The organism is Pseudarthrobacter sp. CCNWLW207 (genome assembly GCF_037203945.1).
Classification (GTDB): Bacteria; Actinomycetota; Actinomycetes; order Actinomycetales; family Micrococcaceae; genus Arthrobacter.
Genome location: NZ_JBBCBS010000006.1, coordinates 303,301 through 318,547, shown reverse-complemented (window position 1 = coordinate 318,547; position 15,247 = coordinate 303,301). Strand labels below are relative to the sequence as shown.

Sequence of the window (15,247 nt, the reverse complement as noted above, 5' to 3'; positions counted from 1 at the left end):
CAAGGTGTGACTTCACTTGAACAGGTTTCCTGGCTTGTAATGCTCGTGCAGGTTCCGTCGGAGCCGTCGCGGCATCGCGTGGCAGTGTGGCGCGAGCTCAGGCGATTCGGCGCAGTCCCCGTCGGCCAGGGCGCTTGGACCGCTCCAGACGTTCCCGCCTGCCGCGAGGGTGCAATGAAGGCCAAGGAGCTGGCTCAGGCGGGCAAGGGCGAATTGCTGCTGCTCACTACCGGACCGGCCGACGACGACGCGGGCCGCCTGCGCCAACTGTTCCATGCCGCGCGTGCGGACGAGTGGGCCGAGTTCACCGCCGACTGCGGCAAGTTCACAGACGAAATCGCCAAGGAGATCGCCAAGCAGAAATTCACGCTTGCCGAGCTCGAAGAGGAAGAGCAGAGCCTGGACCGGCTCCGGCGCTGGTTCCGGGCGATCCGAAGTAAGGACGTATTCGGCAGCCCCGCGGCGGCGAGCGCCGACCAAAGCCTCGCTGCCTGCATTGACGCCCTGGACACCTTCGCCGCCCTCGTTTACGGCGAGGTGCATTCATGACCCCTGCCGGTACCGCCCAGACCCGCGCCACGAGCGCTTCATCCGCCCCTTTGTACGCCGCCGGATTCGTCACTGCGTTCGGCGCGCACAGCATCGCCGCGGGCCTGGGCGCCCAGAGCGACAACATCGGCCTGACGCTGCTCAACCTGGGCATCCTCCTGGCCCTGTACGACATCTCCGAGGTCTTCCTCAAGCCAGTTTTCGGCGCCCTCAGCGACCGGATCGGCGCCAAACCGGTCATCGTCGGCGGGCTCATGGCCTTTGCAGCATTGTCGCTGATCGGCCTCTGGGCGGCAGACCCGCTGATGTTGGCGCTGGCCCGGCTCGGGCAGGGCGCCGCCGCGTCCGCATTCTCCCCAGCGTCGTCGGCCATGGTTGCCCGGATGGCCCGCGGCGGGAAGGCGGGCACGTACTTCGGCAGGTACGGATCGTGGAAGAGCCTTGGCTACATCATCGGGCCGCTGCTGGGTGCCGGGCTGATCTGGGCCGGCGGCTTCGCCCTGCTGTTCGGCACCCTCTCGGCACTCGCGGCAGCCACTGGGGTGTGGGTCCTACTGACCGTTCCGCACCTGGAACCACTCCCCCGCCAGCGCTACACAGTGCTGGACCTCGCGCGGCAGGTGGGGGAACGGAGGTTCCTCGTCCCCACACTGGTGCTGGCGGCGTCGACGGCGGCACTCGGAGCCGCCGTCGGCTTCCTTCCGGCACTGGCCACCCGGCACGGCATGGACGCCGTGGCCGGTACGGCGGCCGTCAGCCTCCTCGCGCTCGGCTCCGTGCTGACCCAGTCGCGGATCGGCAGGATGCGGGACCGGAACGGCATCAGCGACAACAAGGGCACGACGGCGGGACTCCTCCTCATCGCGGCAGGCGTCACACTGCTGGCCGTCGCCCCGGGACCGGTCACGATTTTCATCGCCGCCGCAGCGATCGGAGTGGGCGTCGGGGCGGCCACGCCCCTGGGTTTCGCGCATCTGGCGGACACCACGCCGCCGGAGCGCATGGGCCGCACCATGGGCTCGGCCGAACTCGGGCGGGAACTGGGCGACGCCGGCGGGCCGCTGCTGGTAGGCGGGGTGGCCACCCTCACCGCGCTGCCGTTCGGTCTCGGTGCCCTGGCGCTGCTGATAGCAGTGGCCAGCATCCCTCGGCTCGCCCCGGCGAACGCACCCCCATCCACGTAATGCCCACCCCCCGCCCAACTAGGTAGCAGCAGATGTCGTTTTGAGCCTTCATAACGACATCTGCTGCTACCTAGTTGGGTGAAGCGGGCTCCCAGATTTCTGTGACACCCTTAACTGATGACCTTTTCACGACAGGCCCAGGCCCGGACCCAGCTGCGCCCCGCCCCGGGCTCCGGCTTTATGTTCGCTTTCGCCACGTTGGCCTGCATCGTGGGACTGATCGCCACGTACTACTACTTCGTCCAGACCACCACGGGCCAGTTCATCGATGAGTCCGCCCTGGTTGAAGCCGTTGACATCCACGGCCCTGCCGGCAAGGCAGCCACCGAGTTCCTCGATTGGCTCCCCACCATCTCCCTGCTGATGGCCGCCGTCGTCGTCCTGTTTGTCACGGTGATCCGGCGCCGCTGGACGGCCGCGGGGATCGCCATCGCCGCGTGTATCGGCGCGAACGTGGCCACCCAGGTGCTCAAGGACGTGCTGCCGGCCCGCCCGGATAAGGGCGTGGTGACGCTGGAGCTGAATTCGCTGCCGTCCGGGCACACCACGCTGGCGGCGTCCGCGGCCGCTGCAGTGTTCCTGATGGCTTCCCCGCGCTGGCGCCCGATGGCCGGTTTCGTGGGCGGCACGTTTGCGATCGCGTCAGGCGTATCCACGCTGATCAACCAGTGGCACCGGCCTGCCGACGTAGTGGCCGCGTTCCTGCTGGTGGGGGCGTTTATGATCCCGGCCGGCTGGCTGATCGTGCGCCACGACGGGTCCTGGAATGTGTGGGACGGCTTCGGCAGGCATGTGGGTTCAGCCAAGATCTGGCTGGCGCTGCCGGTGCTGATCGGCCTGGTGTCGGCTGCCGTGGCTGTGTACTCGCTGGCGAGGATCGCCCCCGGCCCGGCACAGGAATCCAGCACAACGAATTACTTCTGGGCGGGCATCGCGCTCATTGTGATCGCCGGGTATCTGGCGACCGTGGCCACGACGTCGCTGTTCGCGTATGCCGCACGACGGCGGGACTCACCGGAGCGCTGACGGTCACCCATTCGAGACCTGGACTTGGACGTGCTGGCTAGGCTTCAACGCCCTCGTCCCTCCTAAAGTCCGCTTCGACACGCCCCATCCGTCCGGAGCACTCATCGCAGCGGCCAACGAACTGATGGGGGCAATCCACTGAGTCCCGGTCTTCCCCGGCGGGCACTGTAACGCGCATGGCTCATGTATAGCACCGTCAAACAGGACAAAGCCGCTCCCCTTTGCGCTGATGTGGGAACCCACACCATCGGCTGCTCCTGCAAGCCCGCCGCGAAAGCGTGGAAAGCACAAACGGCACAAGTATTTCTTGAGTCAAGCTTGAGGAATTACCCCGGTGTTCTTTGATCGAGTACGTGAAGAGTGGTTGTTGCCAGCCCGGAAGGGCTAGGCAGAACGGCTGGCCCACTGGGGGGCGGCCGGCCCGCTTGGGGGTGGGCCCTCTTCACGTAAAGGAAAATCTCATGGGTCTCAGCATCAAAACCACGTCAGGCAAGATTCTCGCTTCGGTGGCCCTGGTGGGCACTGCAGCCGCCGTTGCGGGCATGGGGACATACGGTGCATTTACCGGCAGCACCACCACTGTGGACCAGGCCGTCACGGCCGGCACCGTGGTCATCGACCTCACCGATCCCGGCACACTGAGCGTGCCCGTCACGAACCTTCTCCCCGGCGACTCGGTGGAAAAGTTTGCCACCCTGAGCAACACCGGCGACTCCAACCTCAATGCCGTCAAGCTCACCGTCAGCACCGCGACTCCCTCGCTCCTGACCAGCGACGCAACCAACGGCCTGCAGCTCACCATCGCAGCGTGCAGCGTGGCCTGGACCGCCGTGGCAAACGCCGTTGACACCTGCTCCGGAACGGAGACGTCTGTCCTCGCCAGTGGTTCAGTCATCGGCGCGGACAAGGCCCTGAGCGGCCTTTCCTCCCTCACCGCAGCCTCGGCAGACCACTTGAAGATCACCACCTCGCTGCCCACCACTGCGGGCAACTCCTTCCAGGGCGCCAGCAGCACCATCGACTTCACGTTCAACGCCACGCAGCGTACCGGCACCGTCAACTAGCACGGCCACCTGACGGTGCTGTGAACCCGGCACCGTCAGGCAACCTTCCCGAATCACGCAATCCAACCTAGGGGCTGCATAGCGATGAGCACAGTAACCGACCTTGCCTCGGCAAACGGCACAGCAGCAGCTCCTCACTCGTCCCGGCGCCCCCACACCCCCCAACGGGGCGTCGGGGCCTCCAGGGCCAAAGCCATCGCGAGCAGGACCATCAGCATCCTGAGCACTGTGATGGTCGCCGTCGCTATGGCCGCGTTCCTGTTTTTGGCCTTGGGGCCCCGGGTTTTCGGCTACCAGACGTCCACCATGCTCACCGGCTCCATGTCCCCGCTGATCAACCCCGGGGACGTGGTGGTCACTGTTCCCACGCCCATCAGCGAGATCCGCGTGGGAGACATCATCACGTACCACATTCCCGTTGAGGACCACCGGGTGGAGACCCACAGGGTCGCCGAGATCCTTACCAATGCGGACGGTTCGATGGCGGTACGCACCAAGGGGGACGCCAACAGGCGCGCAGACCCTTGGACCGCAACCCTGCAAGGAACAACCGTCGACCAGCACATCCTCACCGTGCCCTACGTGGGCCAAGCCATCCGGTACCTGCGCCAGCCACTTGTCCTCAACACGCTCATGTACGGGGCGCCCGCCGTCCTGCTGATCGGGTTGTTGGGATCGATCTGGCGCAAGGACCCGGAACCCTCCGCCAGTGAGTAGGCCGGCAATGGGTACCGTCGCAAGGGCCGTGGGCGTGGTGACGGCCCTGACCTTGGGCGTGACGCTTGCCCCAGGCTCCGCATTCGCCGCTTTCTCGGGCATGAACCGCGTAGCGACGCCATTCAGCGCTGCGACCCTCCCCGCGCCGGCCGCTCAACATACGACGGTGACGATTGAGTGCGCCATCGTCCTGTCAACCATCACCGTGACTCGCTACGACCGTGTGCTCAACGCCAACTACCACGAGCTGAAAATTTACAGCGGGTCCAGCACGACTCCTGTCTATACCGGCGACCTCAGCAAGCCTGCGCAGCGGAAGTTCTCCTCGGCAATGCTCTTCGCAGGTTCGTGGCGGGTGGAAATCACGGGCCAGTACAAGGTTCCCGGTTCGACGAATGTGTGGACCGGTCCGCCCTACATTAAGTATCTGCAGTGCTAAGGCGTTCGCTCGGCGACTCAGCCTGCTTCCCTACCCCACCAATGCCTTCTTCTCCCGCGAATTGATGCTCGAAACCATGCCGCAGTTCGAGCAGGTGATGCGGTAGGCCTTGGAGGTAGTGAAGACCGGGATGAAGAACAGGGTGAATTTCCGGGCCTCCTCATCGAGGTAGTGCTGGGAAAAGCGTCCGCAGTTCCGGCAGGTGGCTGACCTGCCAGGCAGTGCGCGAAGGACGGTCTTGAGTCCAAAAATCAGCAGCATTGCGCCTTCCAATCGGTGATAGTAAGCATGCTTGTTATTAGCCACTCTACGGGAAGTCAGCGAGAAGACTACTTCGATCCCCGTCGCGGAACAGAACGCCGTAAGGCGGGTACCCCGGCAAACAAAAGTCGAGTACCGGCTACTCGTGCCCGGCCAGGGCAATTCGGCTTGAATGATGCTGGCTGGTACGGAAGGTCGGGCCGACACTACAACGCAGCGGTGTCGGCACCGGCCTTCCGCACCGGTCATGCCCACGTTTCCCGGCGGCGTCTCCGCCGGGTTCATACGGGGGCCGGCGGTGGGATGGCCTCTGAGACCGGGCTGTCCTCCCCCAGCACCGCCGGTCCCACCACCCCCGTGCACCCTCTTCAGGTAGTGGGCGCCCTCAGTTGCTCCACAATGATCCGCGATGTCTCAGGCTCGCCCAGGATCCGGAAATGCCCGGCGCTGGGGAGCTGGATGTTCGTGGCCCCGGGCAGGACGCTGCCCTCGGGGATGTGCGGATCGAACACGCCGTAGATGGAGCTGATCCGGCTGTTCACGGCTTCCTCGCGCGCCATCTGCCGGGTCAGGGCGTTCCGGGGCGAGAAGATCCGCAGGCTGCGGAGCAGCATGTAGCGCGCGTAGCGCGACCCGGAGAACGGCGTGCACACGGTGACCATGCGCCGGACACGCTGCTGGGGGTCCAGGGACAGCATGAGGTATTTGCCGATCAGCCCGCCCTTGCTATGGGCCACGATGGACGCGTCGGTCAGGCCGGCTTCTTCGAGGTGCTGCGCCACCAGCCGCGCGGCGACGGGTACTTCCAGTTTGTTCCGCTGCAGCATGGTCACCACATGGACGGGATGCCCGGCGTCGTGGACGGCGTGGATGACAGGCAGCATAAACTGCCAGTTTTCGTAAACGCCCGGGATGATCACAACGGGACTGAGGTGTCCTTGGTGGAAAGACCCCGGCTGGATGCGCGAGACTATCCCGCGGAGCTGCCACCCTGCGGCGTAGGCGTAGTCCCCGGCCCACCACAGGGCCTTCTGCAGCGGTCCGCTGACACCGGCGTCGTCACCCATCTGTTGAGGATAGCCGCTTTGGGTGCGCTGCCGTGTCAACAGTTCCGGCGGTGCTTGAGGCGGGGAATCACGACGGCGAACACGGCCGCCGCTGCGAAGCCCAGCACGCCGGTGGCTGAGACCCCCGCGCCCAACGTCGCGAGCGCTGTCACCCCGGAGAGGAGCAGTGGACCGCCGGTGGAGCCGGCGTCTGCCATGAACCGCCACAGGCCAAGGAACTGGCCGCGGCCGCGGTCCGGCGAGAAGTCGGCACCGAGGGTCATCACCAGGCCGGAGCTGATTCCGTTGCCGAACCCGATGAGGATCCCGGCCAGCAGCAGGCCGATGAATCCGCCCGCCAGGGGTATCAGCAGCAAAGCCGTTCCCATGATCGCGGTGGACGGGATGGCCACCCATTGCCGGCCGCGGCGGTCCATTAGCTTGCCGGCGGGGTAGAACACCAGCATGTCGATCGCGCCGGAGATACCGTAGATGAGGGACGCTTGCGTGGCATCCATGCCCAGGTGGTCGGCCCAGAGCGGAATGACCACCTGACGGGAGGAACGCAGTGCACTCAGGAGCAGGATGCCCAGGCCCAGGCTGAGGAAGATCCCCGCGTGGGACACAGCAACGCTGCGGAGCGTGGGCTGGGGGCCTTGGTCGGTGCCCGCAGCGGAAGCGGCAACCTCGAGGTCGGGGATGGTGATGGACAGCAGGGCGGCGCCCAGCATGGCCACCACGCCCACCCAGTACGCGCCGCTGAGGCCGGCGAACTGGATGACGGCGGCACCAGCGAAGGGTCCGATGAAGACGCCGATGCGGTTCACCCCGCCCAAGGTGGACAGCGCCCGGGCCCTGTAGTTGAGCGGCACGGCTTCGGTCAGGTATTTCTGCCGGGCCAACCCGAACACACTGGAGGACATGCCCACTACTACCATTGCCGCCGCCAGCAGCCAGATGCCTTCAGGAAGCTGAGGGGCCAGCGCGGCGGCGGCGAGGGCCAGGGCGGCGGCAGCGGCGGCACCAACGATGGACCCGCGTTCGCCGAACTTGAGCGTCACGAGGGACGCGGGCAGGTTGAAGAACCAGGATCCCAGCCCGATCAGCGTGACTATCAGTGCGGCAACTGCCACCGACGCACCCAGGTCACGGGCGGACAGGGCGACTATTGGCATGACCGCGCCGGTGCCGATCCCGAACAGCAGGGTAGGCCCAAAGGCGGGGACGGCGATGCTGCGGAGGCTGAACGGCTGGGGATCATCGGGCGAAGTCATCAGATTTATCCTATGACCCGGGCCGGACAGCCGCTCCGCCGGCCCGGCAATGTAATTCAAAGCACATTTAGGGGGTCACAAGAGGCTCTTTGAGGACTACCGTTTGCCTTGGGGGGACGCTGCTACCCGTTCTCCGCAACCAATAGGGAGGGTTTCATGGGGGACGTATGGCTCCGCACCATCAGCAACAGCCTGGTTCGTGCGGAAAGTGTCACTGAAATAGCATCAACCCGCGGTTCACTGCACGAGGAGCAGGGATTTTCGCTGAAGGTCATCGTGCATGGCAAGGGCCACGTCCTCATCGATGACAGTGACCTTCAGGGCACACTGTCTGAGCGGCTTGAGTATGCGCGGCATTTGGAGGACGCCCTTTTGCTCGCCATCGACGGAGCCCGGATCGCCGTGGCCTCCGTGGTGGTCAGCTTCGAGCCGGAAAGCCAGCGCTGGTCCATGGCGGCCGCGCCCGAACTGGCCGGCGGCCTGGACACCAAGCTGGAGGCATCTTTGTAACAACTTCGGCAAAGTGTTGCCTAGGTCACATGCATTGCCTACGCTTGACGAGGCTGCAACGGCGCAGCCACCCGGGGTTCGACTGCAGCGTCGCAGGAGCCCAGGGTAATGGTTGCAGCGTCGCAGCCTCAAGGGGAAGGCAGTACATCTTGACCGAAAAGCTCAACGTTCTTGTCCGGGTTGACCTCGATCACGCCAAGGCCCAAGTCTTGGCGAAGGGCCACGTCACCGTCCGCAACGTCCAGGCCCTCTATGTCGTGGTGAAACGCGCCAACGCACTGAAGGAAGGCCTCGACCTGGAGCTGGACATGCGGGCTGCCCATGTGGATCCAGAGGCCCTGAAGCAGCTGGAGGCGTGCTCCAAAACGCACCACTTACCGGCAAAAATTGATCCACACCAGTCCCACTGCACACTCAGCGTCCTGCCTCCCAGGCCCGCGGCCCCCCACAGGAGCCAACTGCTCGCTGCCTGAGGCGTTCCAGGATTCAAGAAAGACGACAGGCCCGACACACCGCCACTGCGGAATGCCGGGCCTGTCCCTGTGAACCAGAATCTTCCCGGACTACGGAGTGGGAACTTTGACGTAGTCAGTAGTGAACGACTGGATTCGTGAGTCTTCCGCGGAGTAGATCACCTTGGTTTTGGCAGTGCTCGCGTCAAGCACCACCCGGGCCGGTACGTTGCTGACGATGTTGTTCGAAGCCAGGTAGTTCCGCGTTCCGCCGCGCACCAGCACAATCGTTGGCACCGCGCCGGCAGGCCGGATGTACTGGGTGGCCACCCCGTACGAAAATGCAGAAGTCCCTGAATTCGATGGAGTTGAGGCGGCCAACGGTGACAGGGCTGCCGCTGCGTGCCACGAGGAACGCTTCGTTGTGCCCGTCGGTGTTCTTGACCCGAATATGGCTGGCGCCCGGCAGGGTTTCCACCCAGGCCGAGCCGGCCGGCCATCTAGCAAAGCCCCGTCCTTCCTGGAGCGGCCGCCCAAATCTAAGTAGCAGCAGGTGTCGTTTTGAGCGCTGAAAACGACATCTGCTGCTACCTAGTTGGAGTGGAAGGACGAGGCCTTGCCCTCTCCGCACGGCGCCCGTCTGTAAACTGGCGGAGGTTATGCGAAACGTTCGCGTAAACGATTCCCCGAGGGCGGCGCCGATGACGACGATGGTAAAAGTGGCCAAGCTTGCCGGCGTGTCCATTTCCACCGTTTCCCACGTTCTCAACGGAACCAGGCATGTGAACGATGAGACACGCCAGCGCGTCCTGAAAGCCATCGAAGAAACCTCCTACCGGCAGGACGCCCTGGCCCGCGCCATGCGCCGCTCAAGAACGGACAGCATAGGCCTCATTGTTTCCGACGGCGGGGAACCGGCTTTCGCCGAAATGATCCGGGGCGTGGAACAAACGGCCGCCAGCCAGGGCATCACCTTGCTCCTGGCCAATTCCGCCGAAGACCCACAACGCGAGGCCCGGGCAGTCCAAGCACTCCTCGAGCGCCGGGTGGACGGCCTGATTCTTGCCCGCGCGGCTGGTTCCGGCTCGGAGGCCCTGGCGGAGTTCACCAACCAGGACACCCCGCTGGTGTTGATGGACCGGCTGTCCGCTGACCCCTTTGACCAGGTTGGAGTCGAGAACCGCGCGCCGATCATGGAACTGGTTGAACACCTCGTATCGCAGGGCCATGAGCGCATCCTCCTCATTGCCGGGGACACCAGGGTTGCAACCCTGCGCGAACGGCACGAGGCCTTCCAGGAAGCCATGGCGACGGCGGGAATACAGGAAGCCGATCGGCTGACAGTCATCGCCGGCGAACCTGAAGAAACCGACGCCGGGATTGCAGCAGCGCTGTCACGTGCCAAACCGCCGTCGGCCGTTATCGCCTGCAGCACCGTCCTGGCCGCCGCAGCGCTCCGCCAGATCCAGAAGCGGGGCCTGCGGATGCCGGAGGACATCGCCTTCGCGGCGTTTGACGGCTTCGCCTACGCTGACCTGTTCGAGCCGCAGCTCACCACCGTCCGGCAACCGGCCTTCCAGGTGGGCGCCACGGCAGCCGAACTGCTGGCCAAGAGGATCGCGGACAAGTCCGCGGAACCCTCGGTTGTCCGCCTGGCGCCCACCATTGAGTACCGCGCTTCCACAGGAGCTGCGCCCTCGGGCACAGCTCCCGCCTCCTAGGGCGTCTCTTCGACTTGACGCATCATCGGCTGGACCAGCAGGTTCCGGTGCACCGAGACCCACCCTTCAGCTTCCAGCTCTCCGTGGTCGAATTGGTCAGGAACAAGTATTGCCCATCTGCCTTCGGTGTCGGAAATACTGGTCAGCACGCCCCTGCCGTCGATCAGCCTGTTGCAGGTTGCTTCCCACACGCCGTCGTCCGCAACCGGTTCAGTGATGAGGCAAAAGCTGTTCTCGTCGTAAGTGCTTGGAGCCGCGAAGTAGTTGCTGTTGCTGTAGGTGCCCAGGAAACGGGCACCTTCCATCCGCGCGTCCGTGAGGGAAGCGTAGTCTCCGGCCGGCACGTCCTGATCGGCTGGGGCTGTGTCCAGCACTTGAAGGCTGCCTGGCTGAACGACGAATAGCGCCGCCCAGAGAAAGCCCAAGGCAACACAGGTGCCAACGCCCACAACAGCTGCGAAGGCGATGATCAGTTTCCACATCCCCGTCACGCGGTAAGGCCGGTGATTGTCCATGCGCTGCCCCCTCAGGCTGGTTGGTCTGCCTGTAGGTTACACCGGCCGCGCCCGCCCCGGTTGCCCTGCCATTTATGGCTGTCATTCGCGGGTTTTGGCGACCAGGAGTGATAGGGCAACCGCGGGGTGGAAAAGAATCTTTCCTGTGACCCATTGCACATCGAAACGTTTGTCTCTACTATCGAAACGTTCGCGCAATCGTTTCGCTAGAAGGAGTCGCAGTGGCAACCATCGTCGATGTCGCATCACTTGCAGGCGTTTCGACGTCCACTGTGTCGCACGTCCTCAACGACACCAGGCACGTCGAACCGGAGACCAAGGAGCGCGTCATGAGCGCTGTGAAGGCCACCGGATACCGGCGGGACGTCCTCGCCCGCTCCATGCGCCGCGCCAGGACCGACTCCATCGGCCTGGTGGTCTCGGATGCCGGGGAACCGGCCTTCGCAGACATGGTGCACGGGGTGGAGGAAGCCGCGGCACAACACGGCCTGTCCCTGCTGCTGGCCAACTCGGCGGAAGATCCCGCCCGGGAGCGCGCGGCCGTGGAGGCCCTTCTGGACCGCCGCGTGGATGGCCTGATCCTCGCGCGGGCAGCCGGCTCAAGCTCCGTGCTGCTTGAGCGGATCCGGGAGGAGAAGAAGCCCCTGGTCCTCCTTGACCGCCTCGCGGACTTGGACGTGGACCAGGTGGGCGTCAATAACCAGGCCGCCATGGCAGCCCTGGTTGATCACCTCACCACCCGCGGACACGAACGGATCATGCTGGTTTCCGGTGACCTGCGGGTTTCCTCGCTCCGCGAGCGCTATGACGGCTTCCGCGCCGCCATGCGGGAGCGGGGCCTCCAAGTGCCGGCGGCGCTGTTGTGCGAAGGCACGGTGACGGCCGCAGCCACCTTTGACGCTGTGCAGGCGCTGCTCCGCGCTTCCTCCCGGAACGGGGAACGCCCGACGGCGATCCTCGCCTGCAGCACGCTGCTGGCGGCGGGTGCGCTGCGGGCTGTGCAGCATGAAGGGTTGCGCGTGCCGGGAAGCATGGCCTTCGCCACGTTCGACGGCTTCACCTACTCGGACCTATTCCAACCCCAGATCACCACCGTCCGCCAACCGGCTTTCCAACTGGGCGAGAGCGCCGTGAGCCTGCTCCTGCGGCGCCTCGAAACCCCGGACGCTCCGGCCAAGGTCCTTCGGCTCGACTCCCAGATCGAATTCCGCCGCTCCACAGAATGAACGCACCACACCCCCATAAACACACTTTCAATCCGCGTTTCGCATCCCACCAGCGCACCTTCTCCCGGTCGCACCATGCAAAGGAGCATCACATGAGAAAAACAGTCCGCACGTCCCTCGCCACGGTGGCAGCCGTAGCACTTCTGGCACTCACCGCCTGCGGGAGCGCCACGGAAACCGCAGCACCGGCGGCAGACGGGCCCTACACAGCCCCGGCCAAGGACATCACCGCCACCATCTCCGTCTCCAATTGGGGCGACCCCGGCGACAAGGCCGTGTACGACGGCGTGGCCGAACGCTTCAAGGAGAAGTACCCGAACGTCACGGTGAACAACAACTTCACCCCGATCACTACGTGGACCGAGTACGTCAACAAGTTGGTCACCCAGGCCGCCGCCGGGCAGGCTCCGGACGTCATCAATATCGCCACCGAGGGTGTGGAACTGGGCCTGGCCAACGAGCTGTTCACGCCCCTGGACGGCTTCCTGGAGAACGACCCCGAAGCCAAGTCCCTGCGCGAAGACATCGATCCGAAACTGCTGGCGGGATTCAGCAAGGACGGCTCCACCTACCTGATGCCGAACACGTTCAACACGATGGTCATCTTCTACAACACCAAGATGTTCGAGGCAGCCGGCATCGAGCGGCCCAGCGACGACTGGACCTGGGACGAGTTCCTGGAAATCTCCAAGAAGCTGACCACTGGCGACGGCGCGGACAAGGTCTACGGGTTCGCCATGCCTTACTACTCCTTCGGCATCACACCGTGGCTGTACTCCAACGGCACGTCGATGATGAGCGATGACCTGGAGAAGGCCCAGCTCACGGACGGGAAGGTCGAGGAGACCGTGGGCTGGGTCCGCGACCTGGTCACCAAGCATGGAGTATCACCGCAACCGAAGGGATCGGACCCCTACCAGCTGTTCCCCGCTGGCAAGGCAGCCATGACCGGTGCCGGACACTTCGTCACCGGCGGCTTCGAAAAGGCCGGCTTCGAAGACTACGACATCCTGCCCTGGCCGAAGGGGACCACCAAGTCCACCGTTTTCGGCGCCGGAGCGTTCGCCGTCTCCAAGGCCTCCAAGAACCAGGAGCTGTCCTGGGAGTTCATCAAGATGTTGACCGACCAGCAGACGCAGAAGAAGTGGGCCGACGCCGGTGCCGCCGTTCCGTCCACGAAGACCGCAGCTTCCTCACCGGAATTCCTGGCCTCCCCCGAGCACGCTGAAGAGTTCTACAACTCCCTGTCCTACGCCAAGCCGGTAGCCGCCCCGGGCGTCTACAACGTGCTGGATCCGGCATTCATGCGGGCCATGGACGAGATCATGTCCGGCCAGGACATCGGCTCCTCCCTGGAGAAGGCCCAGAAGGATGTTGAGGAGGCGTTGCAGCAGTGACCTTGACTGCCCCCAAAACCGCGCTGCCGCCCGCGCCCGCTACCGGGCGCGGGGGGCGCCCCGGGCACCAAAGCGCCGCCCGGCGTCGGGAAGCCCTCACCGGCTACCTCTTCACCGCCCCCACGGTCATCGGCTTCCTGGTTTTCATCCTTGGCCCGCTGGTTGCCGCCCTCTACCTGAGCCTGACGAAGTACAACATCCTCACTGCCCCCAAGTTTGTGGGGCTGGACAACTACGCCCGCATGTTCCGGGACGAGCGGCTGGCCACGACGTACGGCAACACTGTCCTCTACGTGGGCGCCGCCGTCGTACTGATCAACGGGTTCGCGCTCCTGTTCGCCGTACTGATCAACCAACGCCTCCCCCGGGCCCTGACCTATGTGTTCCGCTCCGCGTACTTCTTTCCGTACCTGGTGGCGCTGGTGTACGTGTCCATCATCTGGCAGGCACTGTTCCAGAAGGACACCGGCATCCTGAACTACTACCTCACGGCCATGGGCGGGGAGCGGATCGACTGGCTCAACAGTTCCGAGTTCTCCAAAGTCTCGGTGATCATCGTGGATACGTGGCGGAACGTGGGGTTCGCCATGCTGATCTTCGTGGCAGCCCTGCAGGAAGTCCCCAAGGACATGGTGGAGGCCGCCCGGATGGACGGGGCCAACGAGTGGCAGGTCTTCCGCCGGATCACGTTGCCGATGATCAGCCAGGCCACGTTCTTCAACATCACCATCACCATCATCGGTGCGTTCCAGATCTACGAATCGATCATCGTCCTCACCAGGGGCGGCCCGGGCGATGCCAGCCGCAGCGTGGTGATGTACATCGCCGAAGTTGCCTTCAATAAGTTCGATATGGGCTACGCCTCAGCCATCGCGGTCACACTGTTCGTCATCATCATGCTGGTGACCATGGTGCAGTTCCGCCTCCGGAAGTCATGGGTGAACAATGAGTAACGCCACAGCCCTCTGGTCCCGGCCAGGTGCCGGAAGCCGAGGCTCCACAAAAGACGTACGACGGCGGCGGCCCCGCCCCGGCGTCGGCAAGACTATTTCGGTGGTGCTGCTGGTCCTGGGCGCCATTGGGATGATCGCACCGTTCCTGTGGATGTTCACCACCTCGCTCCGGGATGCCAGCCAGGCGTACGACCTGCCGCCACAGTGGCTTCCCACCGAATGGGACTGGTCCAACTACGCGGCGGCGGTCAGCGGACCCGTGCCGATCCTGAGGAACATGTTCAACAGCGCGGTCATCGCCATCGCCGTCAGCATCGGCATGATCATCACCGCCCCCATGGCCGGCTACGCGTTCGCCAAGCTGAACTTCCCCGGCCGCAACTCCATCTTTGTTGGCCTGCTGTCCTCGCTGATGGTGCCGGCGCAGGTGACCATCATTCCCCTGTTCCTCCTGATGCGAACGTTCGGCCTGCTGGACAACCCGCTTAGCCTGATCCTGCCCGGCATCACCGGAGCCCTGGGAGTCTTCCTGCTGCGGCAGTTCTTCCTCGGCTTGCCGCAGGAGATCATCGACGCCGCCCGGATGGACGGGGCCACGGCCTGGCAGACCTACCGGCTGATCGCCCTGCCGCTGGCCAAGAACGCGGTCAGCACCCTGGGCGTGATCACGTTCCTGGGCAGCTGGAACGCCTACTTTGCCCCGTCGATCTTCCTCAACAGCACGGACACCGCCACCCTCCCGCTGGGCCTGGTTCTGATGCTGGGCCCGTACGGCGCCGGCAACGTGGCCCAGGTCATGGCAGCCACCACCATCGCCATCGCACCGGCACTCATCGTCTTCCTGGTGGCCCAGCGGTGGATCATCGCCAGCCTCACCCAATCAGCCGTCAAGGGCTAACCAACTTCCCGAAAG

Annotated in this window: 18 protein-coding genes; 13 read left to right on the top strand and 5 right to left on the bottom strand. The window is 64.7% G+C overall.

Annotation, left to right across the window (positions count from 1 at the left end):
- Positions 1-6: 6 nt before the first annotated feature.
- From V9L17_RS12990 to V9L17_RS12965, 6 genes are all read left to right on the top strand, one after another.
- Positions 7-549, top strand: coding sequence for a Chromate resistance protein ChrB (locus V9L17_RS12990; RefSeq protein WP_337346219.1), 543 nt, complete (start codon positions 7-9; stop codon positions 547-549).
- A complete protein-coding gene (locus tag V9L17_RS12985; RefSeq protein ID WP_337351722.1) occupies positions 546-1,733 on the top strand; it encodes an MFS transporter in 1,188 nt (395 codons plus the stop codon). Before V9L17_RS12990 ends, V9L17_RS12985 begins: the two co-directional genes overlap by 4 nt.
- A gap of 117 nt (positions 1,734-1,850) precedes the next feature.
- Positions 1,851-2,759: a phosphatase PAP2 family protein gene (locus V9L17_RS12980; protein ID WP_337346217.1), complete on the top strand. Its 909-nt coding sequence runs from the start codon at positions 1,851-1,853 to the stop codon at positions 2,757-2,759.
- A 461-nt stretch (positions 2,760-3,220) separates the two neighbouring features.
- The gene (locus V9L17_RS12975) at positions 3,221-3,823 is read left to right on the top strand and encodes a TasA family protein (RefSeq protein WP_337346216.1); all 603 of its coding nucleotides are present in this window, start codon (positions 3,221-3,223) and stop codon (positions 3,821-3,823) included.
- An 84-nt stretch (positions 3,824-3,907) separates the two neighbouring features.
- Positions 3,908-4,540, top strand: coding sequence for a signal peptidase I (locus V9L17_RS12970; RefSeq protein ID WP_337346215.1), 633 nt, complete (start codon positions 3,908-3,910; stop codon positions 4,538-4,540).
- Positions 4,533-4,979 (top strand): hypothetical protein, encoded by a 447-nt coding sequence (locus V9L17_RS12965; protein ID WP_337349942.1) that lies wholly within the window; start codon positions 4,533-4,535, stop codon positions 4,977-4,979. Before V9L17_RS12970 ends, V9L17_RS12965 begins: the two co-directional genes overlap by 8 nt.
- Before the next feature lie 30 nt (positions 4,980-5,009).
- Here V9L17_RS12965 and V9L17_RS12960 read toward each other — a convergent pair whose 3' ends face one another.
- The 3 genes from V9L17_RS12960 to V9L17_RS12950 all read right to left on the bottom strand — a co-directional run bounded on the left by V9L17_RS12960 (position 5,010) and on the right by V9L17_RS12950 (position 7,560).
- Positions 5,010-5,240, bottom strand: coding sequence for a zinc-ribbon domain-containing protein (locus V9L17_RS12960; protein WP_337346213.1), 231 nt, complete (start codon positions 5,238-5,240; stop codon positions 5,010-5,012).
- Between the two features lie 368 nt (positions 5,241-5,608).
- The gene (locus tag V9L17_RS12955; RefSeq protein ID WP_337346212.1) at positions 5,609-6,307 is read right to left on the bottom strand and encodes an esterase/lipase family protein; all 699 of its coding nucleotides are present in this window, start codon (positions 6,305-6,307) and stop codon (positions 5,609-5,611) included.
- A 35-nt stretch (positions 6,308-6,342) separates the two neighbouring features.
- The gene (locus V9L17_RS12950) at positions 6,343-7,560 is read right to left on the bottom strand and encodes an MFS transporter (RefSeq protein WP_337346211.1); all 1,218 of its coding nucleotides are present in this window, start codon (positions 7,558-7,560) and stop codon (positions 6,343-6,345) included.
- Positions 7,561-7,716: 156 nt separating this feature from the next.
- On the opposite strand from V9L17_RS12950, the gene V9L17_RS12945 reads away from it, so the two are divergent.
- Positions 7,717-8,070, top strand: a complete 354-nt coding sequence (locus V9L17_RS12945; RefSeq protein ID WP_337346210.1) for a hypothetical protein — start codon at positions 7,717-7,719, stop codon at positions 8,068-8,070.
- 149 nt (positions 8,071-8,219) lie between these two features.
- On the top strand, positions 8,220-8,543 hold the full coding sequence (locus tag V9L17_RS12940; protein WP_337346209.1) for a hypothetical protein: 324 nt from the start codon (positions 8,220-8,222) through the stop codon (positions 8,541-8,543).
- Between the two features lie 90 nt (positions 8,544-8,633).
- On the opposite strand, the gene V9L17_RS12935 is transcribed toward V9L17_RS12940, so the two are convergent.
- On the bottom strand, positions 8,634-8,852 hold the full coding sequence (locus V9L17_RS12935; RefSeq protein WP_337346208.1) for a hypothetical protein: 219 nt from the start codon (positions 8,850-8,852) through the stop codon (positions 8,634-8,636).
- Positions 8,853-9,223: 371 nt separating this feature from the next.
- Here V9L17_RS12935 and V9L17_RS12930 point away from each other — a divergent pair, with 371 nt between their 5' ends.
- Positions 9,224-10,243, top strand: a complete 1,020-nt coding sequence (locus tag V9L17_RS12930; protein WP_337351721.1) for a LacI family DNA-binding transcriptional regulator — start codon at positions 9,224-9,226, stop codon at positions 10,241-10,243.
- On the opposite strand, the gene V9L17_RS12925 is transcribed toward V9L17_RS12930, so the two are convergent.
- Entirely contained in the window at positions 10,240-10,758 is a 519-nt protein-coding gene (locus V9L17_RS12925) for a hypothetical protein (RefSeq protein WP_337351720.1), read from the bottom strand. The genes V9L17_RS12930 and V9L17_RS12925 overlap by 4 nt on opposite strands.
- Before the next feature lie 221 nt (positions 10,759-10,979).
- Here V9L17_RS12925 and V9L17_RS12920 point away from each other — a divergent pair, with 221 nt between their 5' ends.
- The 4 genes from V9L17_RS12920 to V9L17_RS12905 all read left to right on the top strand — a co-directional run bounded on the left by V9L17_RS12920 (position 10,980) and on the right by V9L17_RS12905 (position 15,232).
- Positions 10,980-11,984, top strand: a complete 1,005-nt coding sequence (locus V9L17_RS12920; RefSeq protein WP_337346205.1) for a LacI family DNA-binding transcriptional regulator — start codon at positions 10,980-10,982, stop codon at positions 11,982-11,984.
- A 92-nt stretch (positions 11,985-12,076) separates the two neighbouring features.
- The gene (locus tag V9L17_RS12915) at positions 12,077-13,381 is read left to right on the top strand and encodes an ABC transporter substrate-binding protein (RefSeq protein ID WP_337351719.1); all 1,305 of its coding nucleotides are present in this window, start codon (positions 12,077-12,079) and stop codon (positions 13,379-13,381) included.
- Positions 13,378-14,334 (top strand): carbohydrate ABC transporter permease, encoded by a 957-nt coding sequence (locus V9L17_RS12910; RefSeq protein ID WP_337346203.1) that lies wholly within the window; start codon positions 13,378-13,380, stop codon positions 14,332-14,334. Before V9L17_RS12915 ends, V9L17_RS12910 begins: the two co-directional genes overlap by 4 nt.
- Positions 14,327-15,232, top strand: a complete 906-nt coding sequence (locus V9L17_RS12905) for a carbohydrate ABC transporter permease (RefSeq protein WP_337351718.1) — start codon at positions 14,327-14,329, stop codon at positions 15,230-15,232. The genes V9L17_RS12910 and V9L17_RS12905 overlap by 8 nt, the downstream gene beginning before the upstream one ends.
- Positions 15,233-15,247 lie beyond the last annotated feature (15 nt).